A 21906-nucleotide genomic window follows, 5' to 3' on the forward strand; every position below is an offset into this window, starting at 1 on the left:
CATGACCGGTGAGCAGGTGCGGGCGCCAGGGGATCGGACGCCGCTGGTGCGGGTGGTCGAAACCGGACCGCTCTCTGAGGTTTTCGAAGTGGGAGCTCCCCCGCCTGCTCTGGCGGCCCGCGGAATCACGAAGTCATACGGGTCGGTTGTGGCCTGTGATGCCGTCGATCTGTCGGCACGAACAGGTGAGATCCACGGTCTGCTCGGTGAGAACGGTGCAGGCAAGTCGACCTTGATGAAGGTGCTGCTCGGGCTCGTACAACCGGACGACGGAACGATCATGCGCAGCGGCAAGCGGGTCGAGATCGGGTCACCATACGACGCCCTGCAACTGGGAATCGGCATGGTGCATCAGCACTTCAGCCTCATCGATGCCCTGACCGTCTGGGAGAACACTGTTTTGGGCGAGCGCGGTGCGATTGACCGTGATCGGGCATGCAGTGAGGTCGAAGCGGTCTCGCGCCGATATGGTCTCCCGATCGATCCGTTGGCGGTGGTCGGAGAGATGTCCGCCGGGCAGCGTCAGCGGGTCGAGATCGTCAAGTGTCTGCGCCGGGACCCGCAGATCCTGATTCTGGACGAACCGACATCGGTGCTCACGGCGGCCGAGTCGGCCGAGTTGTTCGAGGTGCTACGCACGGTGGTCTCCACCGAGAACCGTGCCGTGGTCCTGATCAGTCACAAGTTGGCGGAGATCTCGGCCGCCACCGACCGGGTGACCGTGCTGCGCAAGGGTCGGGTGGTCTTCCGTGCCGCCACATCCGACACGACCCCGCAGATCTTGGCGAGGCAGATGGTGGGCCGGGACGTCTCGCTCGACCACTCGGCCCCCGCACTCGGGGTCGCACTCGATGGCGTTGCCACCCGATCTCTCGGGGTCGATGCCCCCGATGTCGAGGAAATCGATTCGGAGCCTGCGGCTTTGGAACTCGATGGCGTGACGATGAAGAATGCCGACGGTCGGGCCGTGCTCGACGGTGTGTCGCTGCAACTTCGCAGGGGAGAGATCGTCGGGCTCTACGGCGTCGAGGGCAACGGTCAGGCAGAGCTCGGTGACGTGCTCTGTGGACTGGTTCCCTCTGTGGGAGGCGAACTCAAGGTGGCCGGACGCACGGTCTCGATGTCGAAGCCGGGCGCGCTGCGCAAAGCCGGAGTCGGTGTCATCCCCGAGGACCGGCACCGTTGCGGCGTGGTACTCGATCTCAGCGTTGCCGACAATCTCGTGTTCAAGGACCTTGACACGCTATCGAAACGAGGCTGGTTGCGACGCAGGGAGATTCGGAAGCGTGCCGAGGAACTGGTTGCCCGTCACCGGATCTCGACCCCGTCGATCGACACGCCGGTTCGCAACCTCTCAGGTGGCAACCAGCAACGGGTGGTGCTGGCGCGTGAACTGGCGGCAGGTCCCACCGTGCTCGTCGCGGCACAGCCGACACACGGACTCGACATCGGCGCGATCGAGGACATGTACATGCATTTGCGTAAAGCCGCAGAACAGGGGGTCGCGGTGTTGCTGATCAGTACAGAACTCGAAGAGGTCACCGCGCTGTGTTCCCGGATCGCGGTGATCTCCGATGGTCGGATCGTCGGCGTGATCCGCACACCCGACGCCACTGCCGAGCGGCTCGGAATGCTTTTGGGTGGTGAGGAGGCAGCATGAGTACCACGTCGATTCTGGACAAGGAGCCCGCGCCGCCACCGCCGCCGAGTCCCCGGCCGCCTTCGGAGTTTCTCCGACGCGCGGTGATACGGATCGCGCCGGGGCCTGGTGCGTTTGCGCAGGCGTGGCTGACAATCCTCGCGCTCGCTGTGGCGCTACTGCTGTCGACCATCCTGGTGGCGGCGACCGGCGGCTCGCCGAGTGCGGTGGCGGTTGCCCTGTTCAAGGGCAGCATGTCCGATGCCGCATCGTGGTCGCAAACACTTCTCGCCGCGGCTCCACTGCTGATCGTGGCAGTGGGTGCCTGCGTCTGTAACCGGGCGGGCGCCTTCAACATCGGTCAGGAAGGGCAGGTTCTGATCGGCGCCCTGATGGCGATGTTCATCGGGCTCCGCATGTCCGGTCCGCCGATACTGGTGATCACCGTGAGCATCGTGGTCGGCGCGATCTTCGGTGGGCTGTGGGCCGGGGTCAGTTCTCTCCTGCATCGCATCCGTGGTGTGAACATCGTCGTCAGCACGTTGTTGATGTCGTTCATCGCGGTCCAGGTCGTCAGTTACATGGTCAGTGTTCCGTGGCTGTTGCAGGAACCGAAAGCCGACGCCTCTAGCACAGGCGCCAACCAATCGGCGCTGTTGCCCAAGGACTATCGGTTGCCTTCTATCGGGCAGTATCCCGATCTGAGCGTCAATGCCGGACTGATCATCGGCCTTGTGCTCACCGTGATCATCGCGGTGGTACTGGCCCGCAGCCGATGGGGTTTCACCATGGGCATCGTCGGTCTGAACCCGTTGACCGCACAGCATGCGGGCGTACGGGTGGCCCTCGTAGGCGCGGTGGCTCTGATGATCTCCGGCGCCTGCGCCGGACTCGCAGGCGCGGTTGTGGTCGAGAGCTCGGTTTTCCGGCTCCAGCCCGCGGTGGCCAACAACATCGGCTGGGATGGCATGCTCATCGCACTGATCGCCCGAAACCGGCCGATGGTCGCGATTCCGGTCGCAATCGTCTTCGGCGCCTTGCGAACGGGGTCGGCGTTCCTGTCGGCGACCGGCGTGCCCATCTATCTGGTGAACGTCGTCCAGTCGCTGCTGGTGCTGGCATGTGTTATCGCCCCGGCACTGTCGTTCGCCAGTGACAAACTGTCGAAGAAAGCGCAGCAAGTGTCATGAGTCCAGACGACATCGGAATCATCCTGTCCAGCGCGATGCGGCTCACCGCACCACTGGCATTCGCCGCCTGCGGCGAGTACCTGGCGGAACGAGCAGGTACCCAGAACATCTCGGTCGAATCGATGATGTTGGCAGGCGCCTTCTCGTCCATCGCGATCGCCAGTGAAACGGGCAGCGCGACCATCGGTTTGTTCGGTGGTGCGATCATCGGCATGATCGTCGGTCTGATCCACGGCAACCTGTCACATCGCCTGAACGTCAACACCTTTGTTGTGGGTCTGGTGCTGAACACGCTTGTCCTCGGCCTGACCACGTACCTGATCTCACTGGCCGACTTCTCCAATCATCAGGTGTCACTGATGAGTATTCCGATACTGCGGGACATACCGGTGATCGGGCAGGCGTTGTTTGTCGAACGCTGGCCGATGTATCTGTTGGTGGCTCTGATCCCACTGACCTGGTGGTTGGTCGAACGTAGTCGCTGGGGCCTCAATCTGCGCGCCATCGGCGACAACCCGCAGGCCGCCGACGCGACCGGTCTGGACGTGAACAAGCTGCGTAGGCAGGCATTGCTGTGGTGTGGGCTCTGCTCGGGCCTGGGTGGTGCGTATCTGGCCGTCGGCGAAGTCGGTTCGTTCAACGCGAACATGACCGGAGGCCGCGGCTTCATCGTTCTTGCCGCCGTCATCTTCGGTGCGTGGCGGTTGCGCCGCACGCTGCTCGGATGCCTGCTCTTCGGACTTGCCGATGCGCTCCGGCTCGCACTGCCCGCCTTGGGATTCGAGCTCAACTCGCAGATGTTGATCGCGGCACCGTATGTGCTCGCGCTGGTCGCGATGGTGGTGATCAGCGGCGCGCTACGAGAACCGAGAGCGCTGGGCAAACCATTCGTTCGAGGCATCGTCTAGATGTAGGGGTCGGCCCTTGACGGGGCCGGCCCCGGCCCGTATCTGATGCGAATCAACCGATTGTAAGGCGACCAACGCGAATGTTGGCCCTGGCAGCGGTGATTCGACGCGGGCCAACGACCCCTGACGTCACTCAACGAGGAGTATCACGCAGTGCATCATGATTCATGAGATGGGCCGATTCATGAGATGGACCCCAGGGTTTATGAGTTGGGACGGCCCGACATGACCCATACGGAAGAACAGGCGTTCGTTCCGATGCCCGGCGACCGCCCGGCCCGCCGATACCGGTGGGTCGTCCTGGCTGCGGGCGTCTTCGCCCAGGCGTCTGCGGCCTCGGTGCTGCAGGGTATGCCCAGTCTGTCGCCGATTCTGCGTTCCCGGTTCTCGTTGTCGCTGACCGAACTCGGGTTCGTGTTGGCTGCCAGCACGATCGGGTTGCTGCTGTTCCTCGTGCCCTGGGGCCTGCTCGCCGACCGGATCGGTGAGCGTCGGGTGATGACGGTCGGTCTCTTTCTCAGTGCCGCGGCCCTGGTCTGTGCCGCCGTGTCGACAACGGTGTTGGCGTTGATGGCGTCGATGGTTCTCGCGGGCGCCGCCTGCGCGAGCGTGAACGCTGCCAGTGGGCGTGCCGTCATCCTGTGGTTCCCGCGCTCCGAGCGTGGTCTGGCGATGGGGGCGCGGCAGACGGCGATCCCACTCGGTGCGGCAGTGGCGTCGCTGACTTTGCCTGCCGTCGCGGGGATGTGGGGGCTCACCGGTGCTTTGCTGGTCGCGGCGGGAGCCTGTGGTGCAGGCGCAATCGTGGTGTGGGTGTTCGTCCGCGATCCGGGTGGGCCCGTCGAAGCGCCCTCCGGCGCAGACGGATCCGAGATCCGCACCGGCAATCGCCGTGCCGTCGTGCAGTTGTGTCTGGTCTCTTTCCTCCTCGTTGTGCCCCAACTCACGGTCGTCGGGTTCCTGGTCGTCTACCTGGTCGACGGGCATGCCATGTCGGCGGTGGCTGCCGCCGGACTGCTGGCGCTCGTTCAGCTCGGTGGTGGTGCGGCTCGTATCGGACTCGGGGTCCTCTCTGACCGGCGAGGTGTCCGCATCGCCCCCTTGCAGTACGTCGCGGTGATGACCAGTGTGCTGTTCGCACTGGCGGTTGTCGGCGAACTCGTCGGTGGAGTGGTCGCGGTGATCGTGCTGGTCTGTGCGGGATTTGCGGCGATCAGTTGGAATGGGCTCGCATTCACGGCGATCGGGGAGCTGGCCGATCCGAAGAAGATCGGTCTGATCCTGGGTGTTCAGAACACGGCCGTCGCGCTCGGGATGGCCATCACGCCCCCGTTGATGGGCGTGGTCGTCGAGGCGACGTCGTGGCCGCTGGCCTTCGGTATCCTCGCCGCGATTGCGGGGGTTGCGGCCGCGTTGTTGCACCGGATCAGGACCGGCGGCCGGACCGGCAGGTTACGGCCGTGAAACATGCTCGTAAACCTCACTTTCCGGCTCTCCGGGCGAATTGACAAGGCATCAAGGGCTTGATCGAATATCTCGTAGTGCGAGACGATGTCTCGCACTGAACAACCACAACGAAATGTGAGTGCACCATGACCACTACGCTGCCCGCAGCGGATGCTGGACGTCTGGACGTCGGGAACTCGTTGATCGCGCAGGATTGGGATGCGCTGACCTTCAAAGTTCACCGCGGCGCCTACCGAGAAAATGCCGTCTTCAATCGGGAACGTAACGAGATCTGGGGCCGTACCTGGCTCTATCTGGGCCACGAAACCGAGATCCCGGTCGCCGGGGACTTCAAGACCCGAACACTCGGCGGCCGCCCCCTGATCTTTGTCAGGGACTCGAACGGTGTTGTGCAGGCGTACCTCAATGCGTGCCCCCACCGCGGAACCATCCTCTGCCGGGAAGCCGAAGGGCGCACCAAGAACTTTCAATGCTTCTATCACGCCTGGACTTTCCGCAATTCCGGTGAACTCGCGGCCCTGCCGGACAGTGACGCCTATCCGGAGGCAAGCGAGTTCGTCGATTCGCTCTCGCTGCGCCGGGTCCCGCGTCTGGACATCCACGAGGGTTTTGTCTTCGTGGCCTTCGACGAGGGCGTCCCGCCACTGCTCGAACATCTCGGTCCGGCTGCGGATTACATGACCATGACCGCTTCGATCGGTAAAGAAGGGATGACCACCCTTCCCGGCGTGCAGAAGTACAGCGTGCGCGGCAACTGGAAGCTCGCTGTCGAAAATGCCATGGATGGCTATCATTTCGCGCCGACGCACAACACCTTTGTCGGCTATCTGCGGGAGACGGGCTTCGCCGTCACCGACCACGACCAGTACGCCCATGATCTCGGACAAGGCCACGGACTGCTGATCCTGACCGGCCACAACGGCCGTATCGGCATGATCTGGGAACCGCGCTTCGGTGAACCAGAGAAGACCCGTATCGAGAGCAAGCGCGCGGAGATGGCGGAGCGCCTCGGTGCCGAGCGTGCGGACGACGTGGCGAACGCCTCACGAATCCTGTTCGTATTCCCCAATCTTCTGCTCTTCGACCTCGAATCCCTGACCATTCGGCAGCTCGAGCCGGTGGAGCCGGGAGTGACCGATGTCCGCGCCTGGCAGTTCGTCGAGAATGGCGAGCCTGCGGATGTACGGGCGTTGCGGCTCAAGACGATGGCGAGTTTCGTCGGACCGGGCGGACTGGCGACACCGGATGACATCGAAGCGTATGAAGCGGTCCAGCGTGGAGTATCCGCCACTGCCGGCTTCGATTCGGTGGACCTGGACTGGAGTGACATGTCCCGCGGTATGGGAGACGACCTCACCGGCCCGCGGGGACGATCGATCGACGAAGGTGCGATGCGCAGCTTCTGGAGGCACTGGAGTAAGCGCGTAGGCGAGATCGACGGCGTCAGCGGAAAGGTCGGATGATGACTACTGCAATCGAATTGGATGTGTCCACCGGAAGTGACCGGGCGGTCTCCCGTGCCGAGGTCGAAGAGTTCTTCTACGACGAGGCGGCACTGCTCGATGACTGGAAGCTAGAAGAATGGTTGACGCGGTTTGTCCCCGGGGCGTCGATGTTCGTACCCACGACCGACGCGCGCGGTCTGGGCCCCGAGGAGGCGGGCTACTTTGTAGCCGATGACTGGGATCTGCTGAACGCGCGGGTCAAACGCCTCAAGAGCCGAAAAGCGCACGCCGAGAACCCGCATTCGCGAACAACCCGCTTGGTGAGCAATGTCCGGATCCTCGGGCGTGACGGAGCCTGCTTGCAGGTGAGCGCCAATTTCGTGATCCACCGTTTCCGCGATGGGGGCGCGTTTTACTACGTCGGTCGCTACGATCACCAACTACTCGTGACCGACGATGGTCTCGCGTTCACGTTGCGGCGCGCCACGCTGACGAACGAGGCGATGGACCCCGGTGCACGACTGAGCTTCATCCTGTGAGGGGTTATGTCCCCTGAGGGCCGGCACTGACGAGAACCCCTGATGACGGCGAGTTGTGGTGAACGTGACCACAACTCGCCGTCGTCGTTCTTTGGGGTTGCAGATCTAGCTGTCGGAAGAGTGTCCCGGCGTCACGGACAGGTTCGCGTCGACCAGCGGCGCGAGATTGTTCACCGCGGCCGCCGCTTCACCGAAACCGACACTCATCAAACGTGTCTTGCTCGGGTACTCGCTGATGTCCCCGGCTGCGAAGACCCGGGGGATCGACGTCTGCATGTCGCGCCCGACGACGATGCGACGCTTGTCCTGTTCGAGGCCCCAGGAATCAAGTGGGCCGAGATCGGCGATGAAGCCCAGGGCTGCGACTATCGAGTTGGCAGGCAGGGCAACGGTTTCTGAGCTCTTCGCGTGCCGGACCGTCACCTCGGCAACGTCGTCCTCGCCGGTGACGGCCGCGACTTCATACGGCGTCATGACCGTGACCGTCGACTGCGCGAGCAGAGCGATACTGCGTTCGTGTGCGCGGAACACCGGCCTGCGGTGCACGAGGGTCACCGACGCCGCGATCTTCTCGAGCCCCAGTGCCCAGTCGAGGGCAGAGTCGCCGCCGCCGACGATGACGACGTCGTGGCCGGCGAGGTCATTCAGACGTGGGACGAAGTAGCGCAGGCCGCGGCCCTCGTAGTCGGAACCCACCGGCAACTGGCGAGGTTCGAAACTTCCGACACCTCCGGTGATGAGAACGGCTTTCGCGTGCACGGTGGTCCCGGCGTCGGTGGTGACCGAGACACCGTCGGGATGGGTCTCGAGTTTCGCTGCGGTCTGGCCGAGGAGCAGGATCGGTTCACTCTGCAGTGCCTGTGTGTACAGGGAATCGATCAGTTCCTGTCCTTTGACAGCGGGGAAGCCGGCGATGTCGAAAATCTGTTTCTCCGGGTACAGGGCCGCAACTTGTCCACCCACCTGCGGGAGCGAGTCCATCAACGCGACGGACATCCCCCGAAAGCCGGCGTAGTACGTCCCGTAGAGACCGGCCGGTCCGGCCCCGATGACCAACAGGTCCACCGTGACCGGCGTTGGTGTCGTGGATGTCATTCGGTGGCCTCCCACGCGGCGATCGTCGGATGATCCTTGCCGATGACCCCGACCTTTCTGGCACCACCGGGTGATCCGATGTTCGCGAAGAACTGTTCGTTGATGCCGATGAACACGGTTCGATCTTCGGGTACGTCCTCCTCGTGGAAGATCGAGATCACCGGGCAGACCGGTTCGCAGCGACCGCAATCGACGCATTCGTCGGGGTGGATGTACATCATCCGATCGCCCTCGTAGATGCAATCGACGGGGCATTCCTCCATGCACGACTTGTCTGTCTCGTCGATGCACGGGCTGGTGATGACGTACGCCATGGCGCTCCTGTCCTATCCGTCTCTGTATGCAAGCTAGTGACTCGCAATATGAGACAGAATCCTGGCTGGATCAAGGTCTTGTCAACGCGAACTGCACCTGATCTATGTCTCTTCATGAAGACTTAACACTGTTGCCCGGAGTCCGAAGTCTCTCGTATCGCAAGATGGTGTTTCACATTGACGAGAGGACGCAGGCGATTTAGTCTTCTCTTCAGGCTGTGGTGCCGAGAATCGGCCGTCCGCGATCAGGCCAGTTCGTCCGCGAAAGAAGATCTGAGGAGTACGCCATGGGTGCGACCGTGAACCTGCTGGACGGCAACATGATTCCGGCCGTCGGCTACGGGGTCTATCAGGTGGCCGATGACGCCGCCGAGGAGGCGCTCACGCACGCAATCGGGTGTGGCTATCGCAGTGTCGACACCGCGGCAATGTACGGAAACGAGGCCGGGGTCGGCCGGGCCGTTCGGGCATCACCGGTTCCGCGATCCGAACTCTTCGTGACCACGAAGTTGTGGAACGACGATCAGGGCTACGACACCACGATGAGAGCCTTCGAGAAGTCGCTGGCCACTTTGGGTCTCGACTATGTCGACATGTACCTGATTCATTGGCCGCTGGCGAAGGAGGGCAAGTTCGTCGATACGTTTCGGGCCTTCCAGAAGCTGAAGGCCGACGGGGTGATCCGTTCGATCGGAGTCTCCAACTTCACCCGCGCGCATCTCGAGGAACTGATCGAGGGAACCGGTGAGGTCCCCGTCGTCAACCAGATCGAGTTGCACCCGAGACTTGCCCAGAACGAACTGCGCGAGTTCCATGCATCGCTGGGAATCGTCACCGAAGCCTGGGGGCCGCTGGGGCAGGGAAGTACCCTCGCCATCCCGGAGATCGTGGATATCGCTGCAGCCCAGTCGAAGACGCCGGCCCAAGTGGTCCTTCGCTGGCATCTGCAGCGCGATACGGTGGTGATCCCGAAATCGTCGGCACCCGACCGTATCGAGTCGAACTTCGGCGTATTCGATTTCGAGCTCACCGACGACCAGATGGCGCAGATCGATGGGCTCAACACCGGCGACCGGCTCGGCGCCGATCCGGACATCATGTGGTGAAGGAAAGCGTCCGGAACCACTCCTGACCCGTATCCACCCGAAATCTATTGTGCGGGAGCGGCCCGCAGTCCTGGCATCACGTAGCGCCGGAAGTAACGCCTCACCGCGGTTTGGTCGTCGGGGTCCAGGCTGGGACTGGGAACCGTTGTCAGATTGATGAGCACCCGGGCCACCCACTCGGAGGCCTCGGCGATGTCGGTCTGCGGATGGATGTCGCCGCGGTCGCGGGCAGCGATCACATAGTCCTGCCAGAACGCCGCCAGGTCCGGCACCAGACCTTGGACTCCGATACCCGCGCAGGCAGCAAACTCCTCGGGTTCACTCATGCGAAGTTTCATCATCAGCGCCCCCGGCGAATCGTAGGCGCTGCGGCCGTGGGCGACACCCGCGGCCATTTGGGCGTCGAACTGGTCAAATCCGGCCAGTCTCTGGTGCGCATCTGCCCAGAATGCATCGTTGAGTCGCACGATCGTGGCACCGAGCAGCGCCGACTTGTCCGAAAAGTGCCGGTACAGCCACGCCCGCGACACGCCTGCGGTCTCGGCGACCTCCAGCACGGTGGTCGCCCGAATGCCCTTGGCCGCGAGACATACTTCGGCGGCGTCGAGGAGTCGATCGTGAACGCTGCGGGCATCGATGGAATCTGTCACGGGGCAAACATAGCAAAACTGGTAGACACATTCTCCGATCTGTGTACTCTCGGGTCAACAGATTGCAGAATGTGTCAACTAGATGCTTCAGGAGCTCTCATGCAGGGTCCGACCACGGCTGTCATCGGCGCCGGTATCAGTGGATTGACAGCCGGAAAGATTTTGAACGACTACGGCATTCCGTACACGTGTTTCGAGGTCTCGGATCGGGTCGGCGGCAACTGGGCGTTCAAGAATCCCAACGGGTACAGCAGCGCCTACCGTTCACTGCACATCGACACCTCCAAACATCGTCTGTCGTTCAAGGACTTCCCGATGCCGGAGGACTATCCCGACTTTCCGCATCACTCCCAGATCAAGTCGTATCTGGATGCCTACGCCGACGCGTTCGACCTCAAGGACAACATCGAGTTCCAGAACGGGGTGACCCACGCCCGCAGGCTCGACGGCGGAGGCTGGGAGTTGCAGACCCAGGCAGGCGAGACCCGAAGGTTCGACCTGCTCGTGGTGGGCAACGGACATCATTGGGATGCGCGCCGCGCCGATTTCCCGGGAACCTTCAGTGGCGAGTCGATCCATGCGCATCACTACATCGACCCGCAGGATCCGTTGCCCCTGACCGGCAAGCGGATACTCGTTGTCGGACTGGGCAACAGCGCGGCCGACATCGCTGTGGAACTGTCGTCCAAGACATTGCGCAACGAGGTGACACTGTCGACGCGATCGGGCGCCTGGATCGTCCCGAAGTACATAGCAGGCAAACCTGCGGACAAGTACTACCAGACCACGCCTTATCTGCCCCTGTCCTGGCAGCGCAAGCTGGTCCAGATGGGCCACCCGATGCTGTCGGGTCGGCCGGAGAACTACGGACTGCCCACGCCCAATCACAAACTGTTCGAGGCACATCCGACGCAGTCGGTGGAGCTGCCACTGCGACTGGGCTCGGGTGATGTGATTCCCAAGCCGAATGTTCGCGAACTCGACGGAGCCACCGTACATTTCGAGGACGGCACCAGCGGTGATTTCGATGTGATCGTGTATGCCACCGGGTACAACATCACCTTCCCGTTCTTCGACAAAGACTTCATCAGCGCGCCCGACAACCACATTCCGCTGTACAAGCGGATGTTCAAGCCGGGGATCGACGACCTGGTGTTCATCGGATTCGCGCAGTCGACCCCCACACTGTTCCCGTTCGTAGAATGCCAGTCCCGGCTACTCGGCGCCTATGCCGCAGGCAGATACCGGTTGCCGACGCCCGAGGTGATGGAGGAGGTGATCGTGAGCGACCAACAGAAGTACACCGGTCACATGCTCGATCGCCCGCGGCACACCCAGCAGGTCGACTACTTCATCTACGAGCACGACATGCGGACCAAGGAGCTGCCGGATGGTCTGGCCCGGGCTGCCGACCTCGGTGCGCCCCGTTGGGCGGTGTCCGCATGACCGCGCAGACGGTAACCCCCGGCACCGGCAGTTCGGATTCCGGGCATTACCTGACCCGGACGTTTTACAGCGGCGGGGTCGAATGTGATGCCTGGTACTTCCGGGCAGGCACCGACGCTCTCAAGGGTCCCGCCGGTACCCCGATTGTGGTGATGGCGCACGGGCTCGGTGGGACAAAGGATTCCGGCCTGGAACCGTTCGCCACAGCGCTGGCCGCAAGTGGCCTCGATGTGTTCGCCTTCGACTACCGTGGGTTCGGGTCTTCGGGTGGCCACATTCGGCAGACGGTGTCGATCGAGGGTCAGCTCGAGGATTACCGTGCCGCCATCTCGGCTGTGAAGGCGATTGAGGGCGTCGACCCGAACAGGATTGTGTTGTGGGGTGTTTCGTTGTCGGGAGGGCATGTCCTCTCCGTGGGAGCCGGGCGCGACGACCTGGCCGCGATCATCTCGATGACGCCGTTGGTCAACGGTCTTGCGGCGGGACGGCTGGCGTTTGCGAACCTGCCGGTGTCGGCGATCGCCCGATCGACCGCGCTGGGATTGCGGAGCCGGGTTCGCAAGGCCGCCGGTCGGACACCGAAGATGATGCCGATCGTCGCCGAGCCGGGTGAGGTCGGCGCCATGACGCTGCCGGGCTATCGACAGGACTACCTCGCGATCGCTGGTCCGACCTGGCAGAACACGATCGATGCGGCGATCGGTCCGGAGATCGGTGGCTATCGGCCAGACCGGGATGCCGGCGACATCGGATGCCCGGTCCTGATGCAGATCGCCGATTTCGATCGGAGTGCGCCGACGCATCCGGCGGCCAACGCCGCAGTGAAGGCCCGAGCCGAAGTGCGCCACTATCCTTGCGATCACTTCGGAATCTATTCCGGGCAGCCTTGGTTCGAAGCCGCTGCGCGCCACCAGATCAAGTTCTTGGCAAGGCATCTCGGCAGGCAGTCGCCCGGGGTATGACGGTACGGCGGTCCCCGCAGACCGAACGCCTCGTCGACGTGGTCGAAATGCTCAGTGATCCACCGGGCCGGCGCTGCAGTCTCACCGACATCGCAGCACTCCTCGGGCTCGACAAGGCCACCGTCTATCCGATGCTCACCGAGCTCACACGGGTCGGATGGGTGGTCAAACATCCGAGCAGCAAGGCCTATCGGCTGGGTCCGGCGCTGGTGCGCATCGGTGAAGCGGCCGGGCGCAGTATCGCTGAACTGGCGCCGACCTCACGCGCGATCGCAGAGCTCGTCGAGATGACCGGCCAATCATGTTGTGCTGTAGTACCTTCCGGTGACGACCTGTTGATAGCAGGTGTTCAAGATGCCGGGCAGGTCAATGGAGGTGGGCTGAATCTGCGATCAGGTGACCGGATCACCTTTCGGCCCCCGCTGGGTTCGGTTCTGGTTGCGTGGTCGGATGACCTGGCCATCGCCGACTGGCTTGACCGGAGTCCGGTGCAGGCACAGCACGATCAACGCCTTACCGACCGTCTTGCCGCGGTGCGCGCCCGGCGTTTTGCGGTCGAGCAATACCCGATGGATGCGGGGCGCATTCATGACCTGGCCTCGGCTGCGACGGGTTCCGGTGTTCGGGGTTCGCGACGTACCGCCGCGTTTGTGGAAGGTCAACAACAGAATCTGGATGCCGATGTGCTGGTGGGTGCCATCGACGAGAGCGCCTGGTATCACCCGTTGTCGGTGAATGCGCCGATCTTCGATGCCGGAGGTGAGGTGGTCGGGGCGCTCTGTGTACTGGGTTGTTCTGCACCGATGGCCGGTGCCGAACTGAACAGGCGGGGCGCGCTCGTCAGTTCGGTTGCCGACGACGTGACCGGCCAGCTGGGCGGTTCGGTTCCCTGGGATTGATGTTCACAAACCCATTGCAGCAACATGTTTGAGCAGATCTGGATAGCGTTTGGTGTGGGCGCCGCCGTTGATGTCGAAGGCCGAACCGGTGATCCAGGATGCCTCGTCGGACAGCAGGTATGCAACCATCGCGGCAATCTCTTCGGGTTTGCCACTTCGCCCGAGTGGGGTGTTCTCGATGTAGTCCTCGGTCATCCCCGGGACCAGGGACAGTCCGGCGACCAGTGGTGTGTCGACCAGGCCGGGGGAAATCGCGTTGACCCGGATGCCGCGCTCGCCCAGTTCGAGGGCGGCAACCTGGGTCAGCATCAGTGCCGCAGCCTTTGCCGCGCAGTAGGCGCCCAGGCCGGGCGCGGGTTGACGGCCGTTGAGTGAGGCGATGGTGACGATGGAACCGCCGTCGGCGATATGGCGTGCAGCATATTTGAACGTGAGGAACGTGCCGGTTTGGCAGACGGCGATGGTGGTGTTCCAATCGGCCAGGCTCAGGTCTGCCAGCGCGCCGGGGATGGTCAGGCCTGCACAATTGACCACCGAGGTCAGTTGGCCTTGGTTCGTGCTCACGGACTCGAACAACGCACACACCGAATCCTCGTCCGCGACATCGACGGTGGCGGCCATTGCATCACCGCCGAGTTCGGCCGCGCGTTCGCGCGCGGCGTCGGCGTTGATATCGGCGATCACCACTCGAAATCCTCTGGTGCTCAGTGTCTGTGCACTGGCCCATCCGATGCCGGAGGCGCCGCCGGTGATGATGGCAAGCGGGCTTGATTCCATGGTGCACTCCTAAGGCGTGATGATGACCTTTTGCTGGTCACTCGGATGGGATAGACCCTCGACAACGTCCTGGAGGTCGTCCAGGGTCGAGTAGCCGCTGATGAAGCCGTCGAGCCGGAGGCTGCCATCAGCCAATGCTGCGGCGGCGGTGCGGAATTCGTCGGCGGTGTAGTAGCTGACAAAGCTCATGGTGACGTCTTTGACGATGGCGCCCAGTGGCATGAACGTGTCTGGTTCCATGCAGACCCCGGCAATGACGATCCGGCCGCGTGGCCCGGCCGCGTCGAGGCAGGTGGCGATCATTCCGGTCTTGCCAACGCATTCGACGACGAGATCGAAGCCCGTTCCGACATCCTCGCCTGCGGGGTCGAAGGCGTGGGCGGCACCGAGATCGAGTGCCGCCTGCCTCCGCTGTGCCACCGGATCGCAGACGGTGATGTCGGTGATTCCCTGCGCACGTGCCCAGATCACCACGGACAGTCCGACCGGTCCGGATCCGATGACCAACAGGCGGTCGCCGCTTCTGGCACCGCCCCGGTTCATCGCGTGCAGGCCGACGGCGAGTGGTTCGACCAGTGCGCCGGACCGCAGGTCGACGGCCGGATCGAGTGCCACGGTGCCGGATGCGGCAACGGTGACGTATTCGGCGAATCCGCCGGCCCGGATCCCGAGTCCGAGGGCCTGCGGTGTGGCGCATCGGGCCGGGTCGCCTGCCACACAGTGCTGACACGTACCGCATCCGATCACCGGCATCGACGCGACCGGGGTGCCTTCGGCCCACTGATCGGCGACGGCGGATCCGGCGCCGACAACCTCGCCTGCGAACTCATGTCCCATGATCGCGCCGTCGGGCAGCAGGGGATAGGTCTTGAGGTCCGAGCCGCAGACTCCGCAGCCGCGGACCCGGATCAACAGCTCATCGGGTGCGGGTTCCGGTTCGGCGACGTCGCGGACGACAAACCTTCCACCTTCGATGACGGCTGCGCGCATTGCTGCAGATTAGCCGGGAGCAGCCGGATGCGTTGACGAATGGTGCAATTGGCAGACGTTGTCGCCCAAACACTTTCGCCTCTGTTTGCACAGTGCAAATCCTTGCAGAGTTCGACGCGATCGATGAGACTTCCATCCATGTGCCCCGCAGATGCGAAGGTTTCCCCTGTTTCCACGGTGTCCACTGTGTCCACCCGCGACCTCGAGTTCACGGTCACCTCGTGGACGCCGCCGGCGGGGTCGGGTGACGTGGCGGTCCTGCTGCACGGATTCCCGGAGACGGCCGCGTCGTGGTCGGCGGTCTCGGAGCTACTCGCCGGCGCCGGGATCGCCTCGGTGGCCCCCGATCAGCGTGGCTACTCGCCGGGAGCGCGTCCCGGGTCGATCAGCGACTACCGGTTGCCGGAGTTGGTGGCCGACGTCATCGGACTCTGCGATGCCCTCGACCTGGCGAAGGTGCATCTGGTCGGACACGACTGGGGTGCGATTGTCGCCTGGGCGGTTGCCGCTGCGCATCCGGAACGGCTGCATACATTGACCGCCGTGTCGGTGCCGCATCCGACGGCGTTTGCCTGGGCGCGCGAAAATGATCCGGACCAGCGGGAACGATCGGGCTATATGGAGTATTTCGCCACGCCTGACGAGCCCGAGAAGGCGTTCCTGGCCGACGACTGCCTGGCCCTGCGGTTGGGGTACGGCGATGCCGTTCCGGCCGAGGCCGTCGAGCGGCACCTCGCGGTGTTGTCCGAGCCGGGTGCCCTGACCGCTGCGCTGAACTGGTATCGGGCCATGCCGCTCGACACCCATGACATCGGCGACGTCGCAATCCCGACGACGTTCATCTGGAGTACCGATGACATCGCGATCACCGCTGCCGGTCCGGCGCGTTGCGCACAACATGTGAGCGGGCCGTATCGGTACGTGGAGGTCGCAGGCGGCACCCACTGGATACCCGAAGAGTTTCCGCGGATTGTCGCCGACGCGATCATCGAGCAGGTCTGCTGATGCGGGTTCTGGCTTTTCTTCATAAACTAGAACCTGTTCTCATATGCTCGGTGACGTATGTAGCCAAGGAGGTAGCCGAACGTGACCGCAGTCCTCGAACCGATATCCCTCTATCGCAAGCTGGAAACTGAGCTGACCGGGCGAGATGGTCCGTTTGCGCTGGCAACGGCCACGGTCCGCGGGGAGTCCATGCTGGTCTATCGTGACGCTCCGGCGTCGCTCGACATGGTGTTCCGTGAGCTCGTCGAAACCTATTCCGACAACACCCTGCTGGTCTCCGATGGCGTCGAGTACACCTATCGAGAGGTTGCGGAGCAGGCCGGACGGCTGGCGGGCGCGCTCGTGGCCGACTATGGCGTCGGACCCGGGAGCCGGGTTGGCGTGTTGATGAAAAACCAACTGGCGTATGTGGTTTCGATCATGGCCATAGCCCGTTGCGGTGGCGCGGCGGTGCTGTTCAACAGCCGGGAGTCCGTCGCGGAGATCGGTCATGCGCTGGCCGATGCCAACTGCGTGGTCGTGATCGCCGATGACAGGCGAGCTTCGCTGGTGCGTTCGGCGGGCTCAGACGTGTCGCTGTTGGTGGTTGGCGACGAGCTGCCAGGCGGGCCCGCCCGCTCGTATGCCGATGTCCTGGGGGAGTCGTTCGCTCCGCCGGCGCCGGTCTCGGTCCACCCGGAATCGTTGTGTTTGATCCTGTTCACCTCGGGCACTTCTGGCCGGAGTAAAGGCGTTCTGCTGACGCAACGCAACATCTGCACGATGGTCATGAACCTGCGGATGATCAAAGAGGTCAATATCCTCACGAACGCCCACAAGTACGGGATGGAGCCCGATGCGCTGCGCGGGTTGATGCCGAGTCTGTCGGCGCTGCTGGTCTTTCCGCTGTTCCACACCTCTGGCCTGGTCTGCATCCTGACCTCGATGACCTCCGGTGGGTTCGTGGTGATCCAGAATCGGTGGAATGTGGAAACCGCGATCGGATTGATCGCCAAGCACAAGCTGGCGATGCTGGCGGGCCCGCCGATGGTGATCACCGACCTCCTGGCCGCCAACCCGCCGCCAGAGGCCCTCGCAAGTCTGGTCAATGTGGCACCTGCCGGGCAGGCCACGTCACCTGACCTGGTGAATCGAATCAGTCAGGTACTCCCATCAGCTGGTCGGAGTGTTGGCTGGGGGATGACAGAGGCAGCCGGCAGTGTGTGCACCGCGGGTGGTGATCTGCTTGCCACATACCCGGACTCGTCCGGGCCGTTGAGTTCGGTGATGTCGGTGCGGGTTGTTGATGACACCGGAACGGTCTTGCCCGCAGGTGAGGTGGGTGAGCTGGAGATCCGCGGCCCGCTGGTGATGGCGGGATATCTCGACCGACCCACCGAGACGGCCGCGGCCTTCGATGGATCCTGGTATCGCAGTGGCGATCTGGGCTACCTCGACAACAACGGCCTGGTGTTCGTTGTCGACCGGAAGAAAGACATGGTGATCTCGGCGGGGGAGAACATCTACTGCGCCGAAGTCGAGCTGGCGTTGATGGCTTCCGACAAGTTCACCGAGGTCACGGTGTTCGGTGTTCCCGATGAGAGGCGTGGTGAGGTGGTGGTCGCCGCGGTTGCGACACGGGAGGGTGTGAACCTGACGGAGGCCGACGTTCAAGACATCGCGCGCGGCGCACTGGCCGACTACAAGGTGCCCGCAGCCGTGGTGTTCGACCTTGCGCCGTTTCCGCGTAGTGCCACCGGGAAGATCCTCAAACGAAAAGTGCGCGAGCAGTATTCGGGTTGAGGCCGGGTAGCGGGTTACGGTTGAGGTGTGGACCTCCTCCTGATCTCTGACACCCACATCCCCAAGCGGGCCCGCGACTTGCCGACACCGGTATGGGAGGCGGTGGAGCGCGCCGACGTGGTCATCCACGCAGGCGACTGGGTGAATGTGGCGTCATACGAAGCCCTCGCTGCGCGCTCGACGCGTCTGATCGCGTGCTGGGGCAACAACGACGGTGACGATCTGCGCGCTCGGATGCCCGAGCGCGCAGATGTTGTGCTTGGTGGCCTGCGGTTCACCGTCACCCACGAGACCGGGGCCGCGACGGGACGGGAGAAGCGGATGTCGGCGGCCTATCCGGATACCGACGTCCTGGTGTTCGGCCACAGTCACATCCCCTGGGACACCACATCCGACACCGGTCTGCGACTGCTGAATCCGGGGTCACCGACCGACCGCCGACGACAACCGCACTGCACGTACATGACCGCCACGATCGGCGACGATTCTGTGTTTCACGTGCAACTGCACCGATTGCCCCGACCAACCCAGAACAGACCCACCTAGACAGACCTGTCTAGAACAGGGGCTGACCTGGACTTCCGGCGTCGCGTCGCAGAACCCGCAGTGAGCCCTGCACGCCGACCTCGGTGAACTGGCCCGTCTTGAGCGCCTTCTCGTAGATCTCGAAGGGGGGTCGGCCACCGTCGGCGGGATCGGGGAATACATCGTGGATCAGCAGTGCTCCGCCGAGACGAACCCATGGTGCCCATCCGGCCAGGTCGTTTTGTGCGGCCTCGCTGCTGTGCCCGCCGTCGATGAACACAAAATCCGCCGGTCGGCCCCAAATGCGGGCTGCCGCTGTTGAGGTGGCCAGCAACCCGATGACGGTGTCTTCGAGTCCGGCATCCCACATCGTCCGGCGGAACCGGGCGGAGGTGTCCAGCGTGCCGGTGTGCGGGTCGACGAGGCTGATGTCGTGGTACTCCCAGCCCGCCTGGTGTTCTTCGGATCCGCGGTGGTGATCGATGGTGGTGATCACCGCACCGAGCGGTTGCGCCGCGGCACCGAGGAAGACGGTGGATTTACCGCAATAGGTGCCGATCTCGACGCCGATCCCCACAGCGTCTGGGGCTGACAGATACTGCTGCGCAACCCGATAGAGAGCGATCGCCTCGTCGATCGGCATGAAACCGGGCGCGTCTTTGGCCGCTTGGAGTTGGAGCTCACTGGGCTGGTCATCGTGCTTCTGTGGAACAGATGTCATACCGGTGATCCTATCGGCGTCCCCGCGTAGGGTTGGGCGATATGAAGGCTCAGATACTGAACGAAGAGACCGGTCCGAGCGGATTGACGTTGTCAGAGGTGCCTGATCCGGTACCGACCGACAACCAGCTGCTCATCGACGTGAAGTCCTGCGGGATCTGCTTTCCCGACCTCCTGATGAGTCAGGGCAAATACCAGCTCCGGATCCCGACCCCGTTCACACCCGGCACCGAGGTGGCCGGCGTGGTCGCCAAGGCGCCGGCGACGTCCCGATATTCCGTAGGCGACCGTGTTCAGGTGATGTCGGTGGTCGGTGGATTTGCCGAGCAGGTTGTCGCCACCGACGAGCAGTTGCTTCCGATTCCGCCGGAGCTGAGTTTCGACGAAGGCGCGGCGATGGGCATCAACCTTCAGACGGCCATCTTTGCGCTGAAGATCAGGGCCAATCTGCAGCCCGGTGAGACCGTCGGTGTGCTCGGCAGTGCCGGTGGCGTCGGCGTTGCGACCATTCAGGTGGCAAAAGCGATGGGCGCGAGAGTCATCGCGATCGTGCACCGCAAGGGTGCCGAAGAGTTGCTGCGAAGCGTCGGGGCCGACGAGGTTGTTCAGCTCGAAGAAGGCTGGGGCACAAAGATCAAGGAACTCACCGGAACCGGCGTTGATGTCCTGATCGACCCGGTCGGCGGCGAGGTGTTCGACGAGGCCCTGCGTCAGGTTGCCCCGGACGGCAGGTTTGTGGTGATCGGATTCGCGGCAGGGGGGATTCCGTCGGTGAAGCTGAACCGCGTGCTATTCCGCAACATTTCTGTGGTCGGTGCGGCGTGGGGTGAATACGTGCGAACCCATCCGGGACTGCCCGCACAGCTTCACGAAGACCTCACGGCCATGGTCGCCGCCGGTATGCGCCCGCCGGTCAATCGCACCTATGCGCTGGCCGATCTCCCGCAGGCCCTGGACGATCTGGCGAACGGAAAAGTCCTTGGCAAGGCGGTTGTCAAGATAGCCGAATGATCAGATCGAGAACCATGAGGAGTTGAGCCCATGTGCCGCAACATAACCGAGCTCCGAGGGCTGGAGCCTCCCGCAAGTGACGTCGAGATCGAAGCGGCGGCGCGACAATATGTGCGCAAGGTGAGCGGCGTACAAAAACCGTCGGCGGCGAATGTCGAAGCCTTCGAACTCGCCGTCGAACGGGTCACGGCAGCGACCATGGAATTGCTGCAAGCGCTGCCGCCACGACGGCAGCCGCCCAAGACGGTGCCACCGCTGCGGCGCCCCGAAGTGCAGGCGCGGATCGCGGCGCAGGCGGCTCGGCAGAGTTAGCTGGGAAGACGAGTTAACTGGAAAGAAGAGCTAGCGGTCGAGTTCGGAAGTTTCAAGACCGAACAGGCGTGCCGCGTTGTGGTGCAGGACGCCGCGTACCCAGTCGTCGCCCAGGCCGAGTCCGGTAACGGCTTCGAGGGCACTGGTGTAGGTATACGGAATATTCGGAAAGTCGCTGCCCCACAAGATGCGATCAGCCAGGTCTATCAGTTTGTGCCTCGATTCGACCGGGAACGGTGCGCCTTCCTCGGCGAATGCGGTGAACGCCATGGTCGTGTCGAGGTGGACGTTGCCGTAGGTGCCTGCGAGGTCCAGGAAATCGTTGTACTCGGGCATGCCCATATGGGCGATGATCAGTGGCAGCTGCGGAAAGCGTTGCAGTAGTTCGGCGATGGGCTCGGGGCCGGTATACGTCCCCGGTGCCGGTCCTGACCCGCAGTGGACCACCACGGGTACGGCAGCGTCGGAGATCGTGCCCCAGACATCGTCGAGTAGTGGGTCGACGGGACTGTAATCGCCGACCTGGATATGCGACTTGAACACTGCTGCACCGGATTCGATGGCATCGGCAACATACTTCGGCGCCGATACCTCCGGGTAGAACGTGGCCGTATGCAGACAGTCGGGTGTGCGGGCCGCAAAATCGGCGGCCCAACCGTTCAGCCAGACAGCCATGTCCGGTTTGTGTGGGTAGATCATCGACGTGAATGCACGGACGCCGAAGTCCCGCAGCGTCTCGATCCGTTGGTCTTCATCGGCGCGATAGGTGATCGGCCACTCACGGCCGACCAACGGGCCCACCGAATCGAAGTAGCCCCACACCTTGTCCATCACCGATTTCGGCATGAAGTGGGTGTGTACGTCGATGAGTCCAGGCAGATCGAGCTCCTGCCAGATCGACTGGACGGCTGACGCCTCTGCGACGGGAAGGCCTGCTACTTCACACACGACCTTCACGTTACCCATGGCGAGGCCGGGGTGGTGCTGCCGCCCAGCTCGTCCGGTCGATGGAGCGGACTTCGTCCGGCCAATGAAGCGGACTTCGTCCGGGCGGCAGCACCGTATGCGTTTCACACTATGGAGTTGTCAAAGATGCGTGCGCGGTCCCGACAAAGTCTCGGGTG

The 21906-nt window shown here is 63.4% G+C and carries 22 protein-coding genes; 15 read left to right on the forward strand and 7 right to left on the reverse strand.

The features are described 5' to 3' along the window. The first annotated feature begins 1 nt into the window (after nucleotide 1). From AC1TPF_RS08570 to AC1TPF_RS08595, 6 genes are all read left to right on the forward strand, one after another. Entirely contained in the window at nucleotides 2-1660 is a 1659-nt protein-coding gene (locus tag AC1TPF_RS08570; RefSeq protein ID WP_482135544.1) for an ABC transporter ATP-binding protein, read from the forward strand. Next, nucleotides 1657-2829, forward strand: coding sequence for an ABC transporter permease (locus tag AC1TPF_RS08575; RefSeq protein ID WP_482143506.1), 1173 nt, complete (start codon nucleotides 1657-1659; stop codon nucleotides 2827-2829). Before AC1TPF_RS08570 ends, AC1TPF_RS08575 begins: the two co-directional genes overlap by 4 nt. Continuing rightward, nucleotides 2826-3737 (forward strand): ABC transporter permease, encoded by a 912-nt coding sequence (locus AC1TPF_RS08580; protein WP_482143507.1) that lies wholly within the window; start codon nucleotides 2826-2828, stop codon nucleotides 3735-3737. The genes AC1TPF_RS08575 and AC1TPF_RS08580 overlap by 4 nt, the downstream gene beginning before the upstream one ends. 225 nt (nucleotides 3738-3962) lie before the next feature. After that, the gene (locus AC1TPF_RS08585; RefSeq protein ID WP_482143509.1) at nucleotides 3963-5201 is read left to right on the forward strand and encodes an MFS transporter; all 1239 of its coding nucleotides are present in this window, start codon (nucleotides 3963-3965) and stop codon (nucleotides 5199-5201) included. A gap of 128 nt (nucleotides 5202-5329) precedes the next feature. Further along, nucleotides 5330-6667 carry an aromatic ring-hydroxylating oxygenase subunit alpha gene (locus AC1TPF_RS08590; protein ID WP_482135540.1) on the forward strand — a complete coding sequence of 446 codons (1338 nt, stop codon included), beginning with the start codon at nucleotides 5330-5332 and terminating at the stop codon, nucleotides 6665-6667. Further along, a complete protein-coding gene (locus AC1TPF_RS08595; RefSeq protein WP_482135539.1) occupies nucleotides 6667-7188 on the forward strand; it encodes an aromatic-ring-hydroxylating dioxygenase subunit beta in 522 nt (173 codons plus the stop codon). Before AC1TPF_RS08590 ends, AC1TPF_RS08595 begins: the two co-directional genes overlap by 1 nt. 105 nt (nucleotides 7189-7293) lie before the next feature. Here AC1TPF_RS08595 and AC1TPF_RS08600 read toward each other — a convergent pair whose 3' ends face one another. Further along, nucleotides 7294-8283 (reverse strand): NAD(P)/FAD-dependent oxidoreductase, encoded by a 990-nt coding sequence (locus AC1TPF_RS08600; protein WP_482135538.1) that lies wholly within the window; start codon nucleotides 8281-8283, stop codon nucleotides 7294-7296. Further along, complete coding sequence (gene fdxA, locus AC1TPF_RS08605; protein ID WP_482135537.1) at nucleotides 8280-8597, reverse strand: ferredoxin; 318 nt, start codon at nucleotides 8595-8597, stop codon at nucleotides 8280-8282. Before fdxA ends, AC1TPF_RS08600 begins: the two co-directional genes overlap by 4 nt. Before the next feature lie 287 nt (nucleotides 8598-8884). Between fdxA and AC1TPF_RS08610 the strand changes: the two genes are divergently transcribed. After that, nucleotides 8885-9703 carry an aldo/keto reductase gene (locus AC1TPF_RS08610; protein ID WP_482143511.1) on the forward strand — a complete coding sequence of 273 codons (819 nt, stop codon included), beginning with the start codon at nucleotides 8885-8887 and terminating at the stop codon, nucleotides 9701-9703. A 44-nt stretch (nucleotides 9704-9747) separates the two neighbouring features. Here the strand turns inward: AC1TPF_RS08610 and AC1TPF_RS08615 are convergent, their stop codons facing one another. Next, nucleotides 9748-10353 (reverse strand): TetR/AcrR family transcriptional regulator, encoded by a 606-nt coding sequence (locus AC1TPF_RS08615; protein WP_482143512.1) that lies wholly within the window; start codon nucleotides 10351-10353, stop codon nucleotides 9748-9750. Nucleotides 10354-10452: 99 nt separating this feature from the next. On the opposite strand from AC1TPF_RS08615, the gene AC1TPF_RS08620 reads away from it, so the two are divergent. Genes AC1TPF_RS08620 through AC1TPF_RS08630 form a run of 3 tightly spaced genes read left to right on the forward strand, consistent with a single transcriptional unit; the run spans nucleotide 10453 to nucleotide 13660 of the window. Further along, nucleotides 10453-11799 (forward strand): flavin-containing monooxygenase, encoded by a 1347-nt coding sequence (locus AC1TPF_RS08620; protein WP_482135534.1) that lies wholly within the window; start codon nucleotides 10453-10455, stop codon nucleotides 11797-11799. Continuing rightward, nucleotides 11796-12761: an alpha/beta hydrolase gene (locus AC1TPF_RS08625; protein ID WP_482135533.1), complete on the forward strand. Its 966-nt coding sequence runs from the start codon at nucleotides 11796-11798 to the stop codon at nucleotides 12759-12761. The genes AC1TPF_RS08620 and AC1TPF_RS08625 overlap by 4 nt, the downstream gene beginning before the upstream one ends. After that, nucleotides 12758-13660: an IclR family transcriptional regulator gene (locus tag AC1TPF_RS08630; protein ID WP_482135532.1), complete on the forward strand. Its 903-nt coding sequence runs from the start codon at nucleotides 12758-12760 to the stop codon at nucleotides 13658-13660. The genes AC1TPF_RS08625 and AC1TPF_RS08630 overlap by 4 nt, the downstream gene beginning before the upstream one ends. Before the next feature lie 3 nt (nucleotides 13661-13663). On the opposite strand, the gene AC1TPF_RS08635 is transcribed toward AC1TPF_RS08630, so the two are convergent. After that, the gene (locus tag AC1TPF_RS08635) at nucleotides 13664-14437 is read right to left on the reverse strand and encodes an SDR family NAD(P)-dependent oxidoreductase (protein ID WP_482143514.1); all 774 of its coding nucleotides are present in this window, start codon (nucleotides 14435-14437) and stop codon (nucleotides 13664-13666) included. A gap of 9 nt (nucleotides 14438-14446) precedes the next feature. Beyond that, nucleotides 14447-15427 (reverse strand): zinc-dependent alcohol dehydrogenase, encoded by a 981-nt coding sequence (locus tag AC1TPF_RS08640; protein ID WP_482143515.1) that lies wholly within the window; start codon nucleotides 15425-15427, stop codon nucleotides 14447-14449. 186 nt (nucleotides 15428-15613) lie between these two features. Between AC1TPF_RS08640 and AC1TPF_RS08645 the strand changes: the two genes are divergently transcribed. The 3 genes from AC1TPF_RS08645 to AC1TPF_RS08655 all read left to right on the forward strand — a co-directional run bounded on the left by AC1TPF_RS08645 (nucleotide 15614) and on the right by AC1TPF_RS08655 (nucleotide 18760). After that, nucleotides 15614-16432, forward strand: coding sequence for an alpha/beta fold hydrolase (locus AC1TPF_RS08645; protein ID WP_482143516.1), 819 nt, complete (start codon nucleotides 15614-15616; stop codon nucleotides 16430-16432). A gap of 81 nt (nucleotides 16433-16513) precedes the next feature. Then, entirely contained in the window at nucleotides 16514-18214 is a 1701-nt protein-coding gene (locus AC1TPF_RS08650; RefSeq protein WP_482135528.1) for a class I adenylate-forming enzyme family protein, read from the forward strand. A 27-nt stretch (nucleotides 18215-18241) separates the two neighbouring features. Continuing rightward, complete coding sequence (locus AC1TPF_RS08655; RefSeq protein WP_482135527.1) at nucleotides 18242-18760, forward strand: metallophosphoesterase family protein; 519 nt, start codon at nucleotides 18242-18244, stop codon at nucleotides 18758-18760. A 10-nt stretch (nucleotides 18761-18770) separates the two neighbouring features. On the opposite strand, the gene AC1TPF_RS08660 is transcribed toward AC1TPF_RS08655, so the two are convergent. Then, nucleotides 18771-19460 (reverse strand): class I SAM-dependent methyltransferase, encoded by a 690-nt coding sequence (locus tag AC1TPF_RS08660; RefSeq protein WP_482135526.1) that lies wholly within the window; start codon nucleotides 19458-19460, stop codon nucleotides 18771-18773. Between the two features lie 41 nt (nucleotides 19461-19501). Here AC1TPF_RS08660 and AC1TPF_RS08665 point away from each other — a divergent pair, with 41 nt between their 5' ends. Both AC1TPF_RS08665 and AC1TPF_RS08670 read left to right on the forward strand, forming a co-directional pair. Next, the gene (locus AC1TPF_RS08665) at nucleotides 19502-20470 is read left to right on the forward strand and encodes an NADPH:quinone oxidoreductase family protein (RefSeq protein WP_482135525.1); all 969 of its coding nucleotides are present in this window, start codon (nucleotides 19502-19504) and stop codon (nucleotides 20468-20470) included. A 30-nt stretch (nucleotides 20471-20500) separates the two neighbouring features. Continuing rightward, entirely contained in the window at nucleotides 20501-20782 is a 282-nt protein-coding gene (locus AC1TPF_RS08670; RefSeq protein ID WP_482135524.1) for a DUF2277 domain-containing protein, read from the forward strand. A gap of 30 nt (nucleotides 20783-20812) precedes the next feature. Here AC1TPF_RS08670 and AC1TPF_RS08675 read toward each other — a convergent pair whose 3' ends face one another. Continuing rightward, nucleotides 20813-21748, reverse strand: a complete 936-nt coding sequence (locus tag AC1TPF_RS08675; RefSeq protein WP_482143517.1) for an amidohydrolase family protein — start codon at nucleotides 21746-21748, stop codon at nucleotides 20813-20815. Between the last annotated feature and the right edge of the window lie 158 nt (nucleotides 21749-21906).

The sequence above is a fragment of the Williamsia sp. Y853 genome (genome assembly GCF_056786495.1).

What these genes read in the sequence shown, in the direction of transcription:
- AC1TPF_RS08580 (WP_482143507.1), top strand. Translation starts at nt 2,826, where the DNA reads ATGAGTCCAGACGACATCGGAATCATCCTGTCCAGCGCGATGCGGCTC.
- AC1TPF_RS08665 (WP_482135525.1), top strand. Translation starts at nt 19,502, where the DNA reads ATGAAGGCTCAGATACTGAACGAAGAGACCGGTCCGAGCGGATTGACG.
- fdxA (WP_482135537.1), bottom strand. Translation starts at nt 8,597, where the DNA reads ATGGCGTACGTCATCACCAGCCCGTGCATCGACGAGACAGACAAGTCG.
- AC1TPF_RS08620 (WP_482135534.1), top strand. Translation starts at nt 10,453, where the DNA reads ATGCAGGGTCCGACCACGGCTGTCATCGGCGCCGGTATCAGTGGATTG.
- AC1TPF_RS08670 (WP_482135524.1), top strand. Translation starts at nt 20,501, where the DNA reads ATGTGCCGCAACATAACCGAGCTCCGAGGGCTGGAGCCTCCCGCAAGT.
- AC1TPF_RS08590 (WP_482135540.1), top strand. Translation starts at nt 5,330, where the DNA reads ATGACCACTACGCTGCCCGCAGCGGATGCTGGACGTCTGGACGTCGGG.
- AC1TPF_RS08575 (WP_482143506.1), top strand. Translation starts at nt 1,657, where the DNA reads ATGAGTACCACGTCGATTCTGGACAAGGAGCCCGCGCCGCCACCGCCG.
- AC1TPF_RS08630 (WP_482135532.1), top strand. Translation starts at nt 12,758, where the DNA reads ATGACGGTACGGCGGTCCCCGCAGACCGAACGCCTCGTCGACGTGGTC.
- AC1TPF_RS08660 (WP_482135526.1), bottom strand. Translation starts at nt 19,460, where the DNA reads ATGACATCTGTTCCACAGAAGCACGATGACCAGCCCAGTGAGCTCCAA.
- AC1TPF_RS08625 (WP_482135533.1), top strand. Translation starts at nt 11,796, where the DNA reads ATGACCGCGCAGACGGTAACCCCCGGCACCGGCAGTTCGGATTCCGGG.
- AC1TPF_RS08595 (WP_482135539.1), top strand. Translation starts at nt 6,667, where the DNA reads ATGACTACTGCAATCGAATTGGATGTGTCCACCGGAAGTGACCGGGCG.
- AC1TPF_RS08600 (WP_482135538.1), bottom strand. Translation starts at nt 8,283, where the DNA reads ATGACATCCACGACACCAACGCCGGTCACGGTGGACCTGTTGGTCATC.
- AC1TPF_RS08610 (WP_482143511.1), top strand. Translation starts at nt 8,885, where the DNA reads ATGGGTGCGACCGTGAACCTGCTGGACGGCAACATGATTCCGGCCGTC.
- AC1TPF_RS08675 (WP_482143517.1), bottom strand. Translation starts at nt 21,748, where the DNA reads ATGGGTAACGTGAAGGTCGTGTGTGAAGTAGCAGGCCTTCCCGTCGCA.
- AC1TPF_RS08570 (WP_482135544.1), top strand. Translation starts at nt 2, where the DNA reads ATGACCGGTGAGCAGGTGCGGGCGCCAGGGGATCGGACGCCGCTGGTG.
- AC1TPF_RS08585 (WP_482143509.1), top strand. Translation starts at nt 3,963, where the DNA reads ATGACCCATACGGAAGAACAGGCGTTCGTTCCGATGCCCGGCGACCGC.
- AC1TPF_RS08635 (WP_482143514.1), bottom strand. Translation starts at nt 14,437, where the DNA reads ATGGAATCAAGCCCGCTTGCCATCATCACCGGCGGCGCCTCCGGCATC.
- AC1TPF_RS08640 (WP_482143515.1), bottom strand. Translation starts at nt 15,427, where the DNA reads ATGCGCGCAGCCGTCATCGAAGGTGGAAGGTTTGTCGTCCGCGACGTC.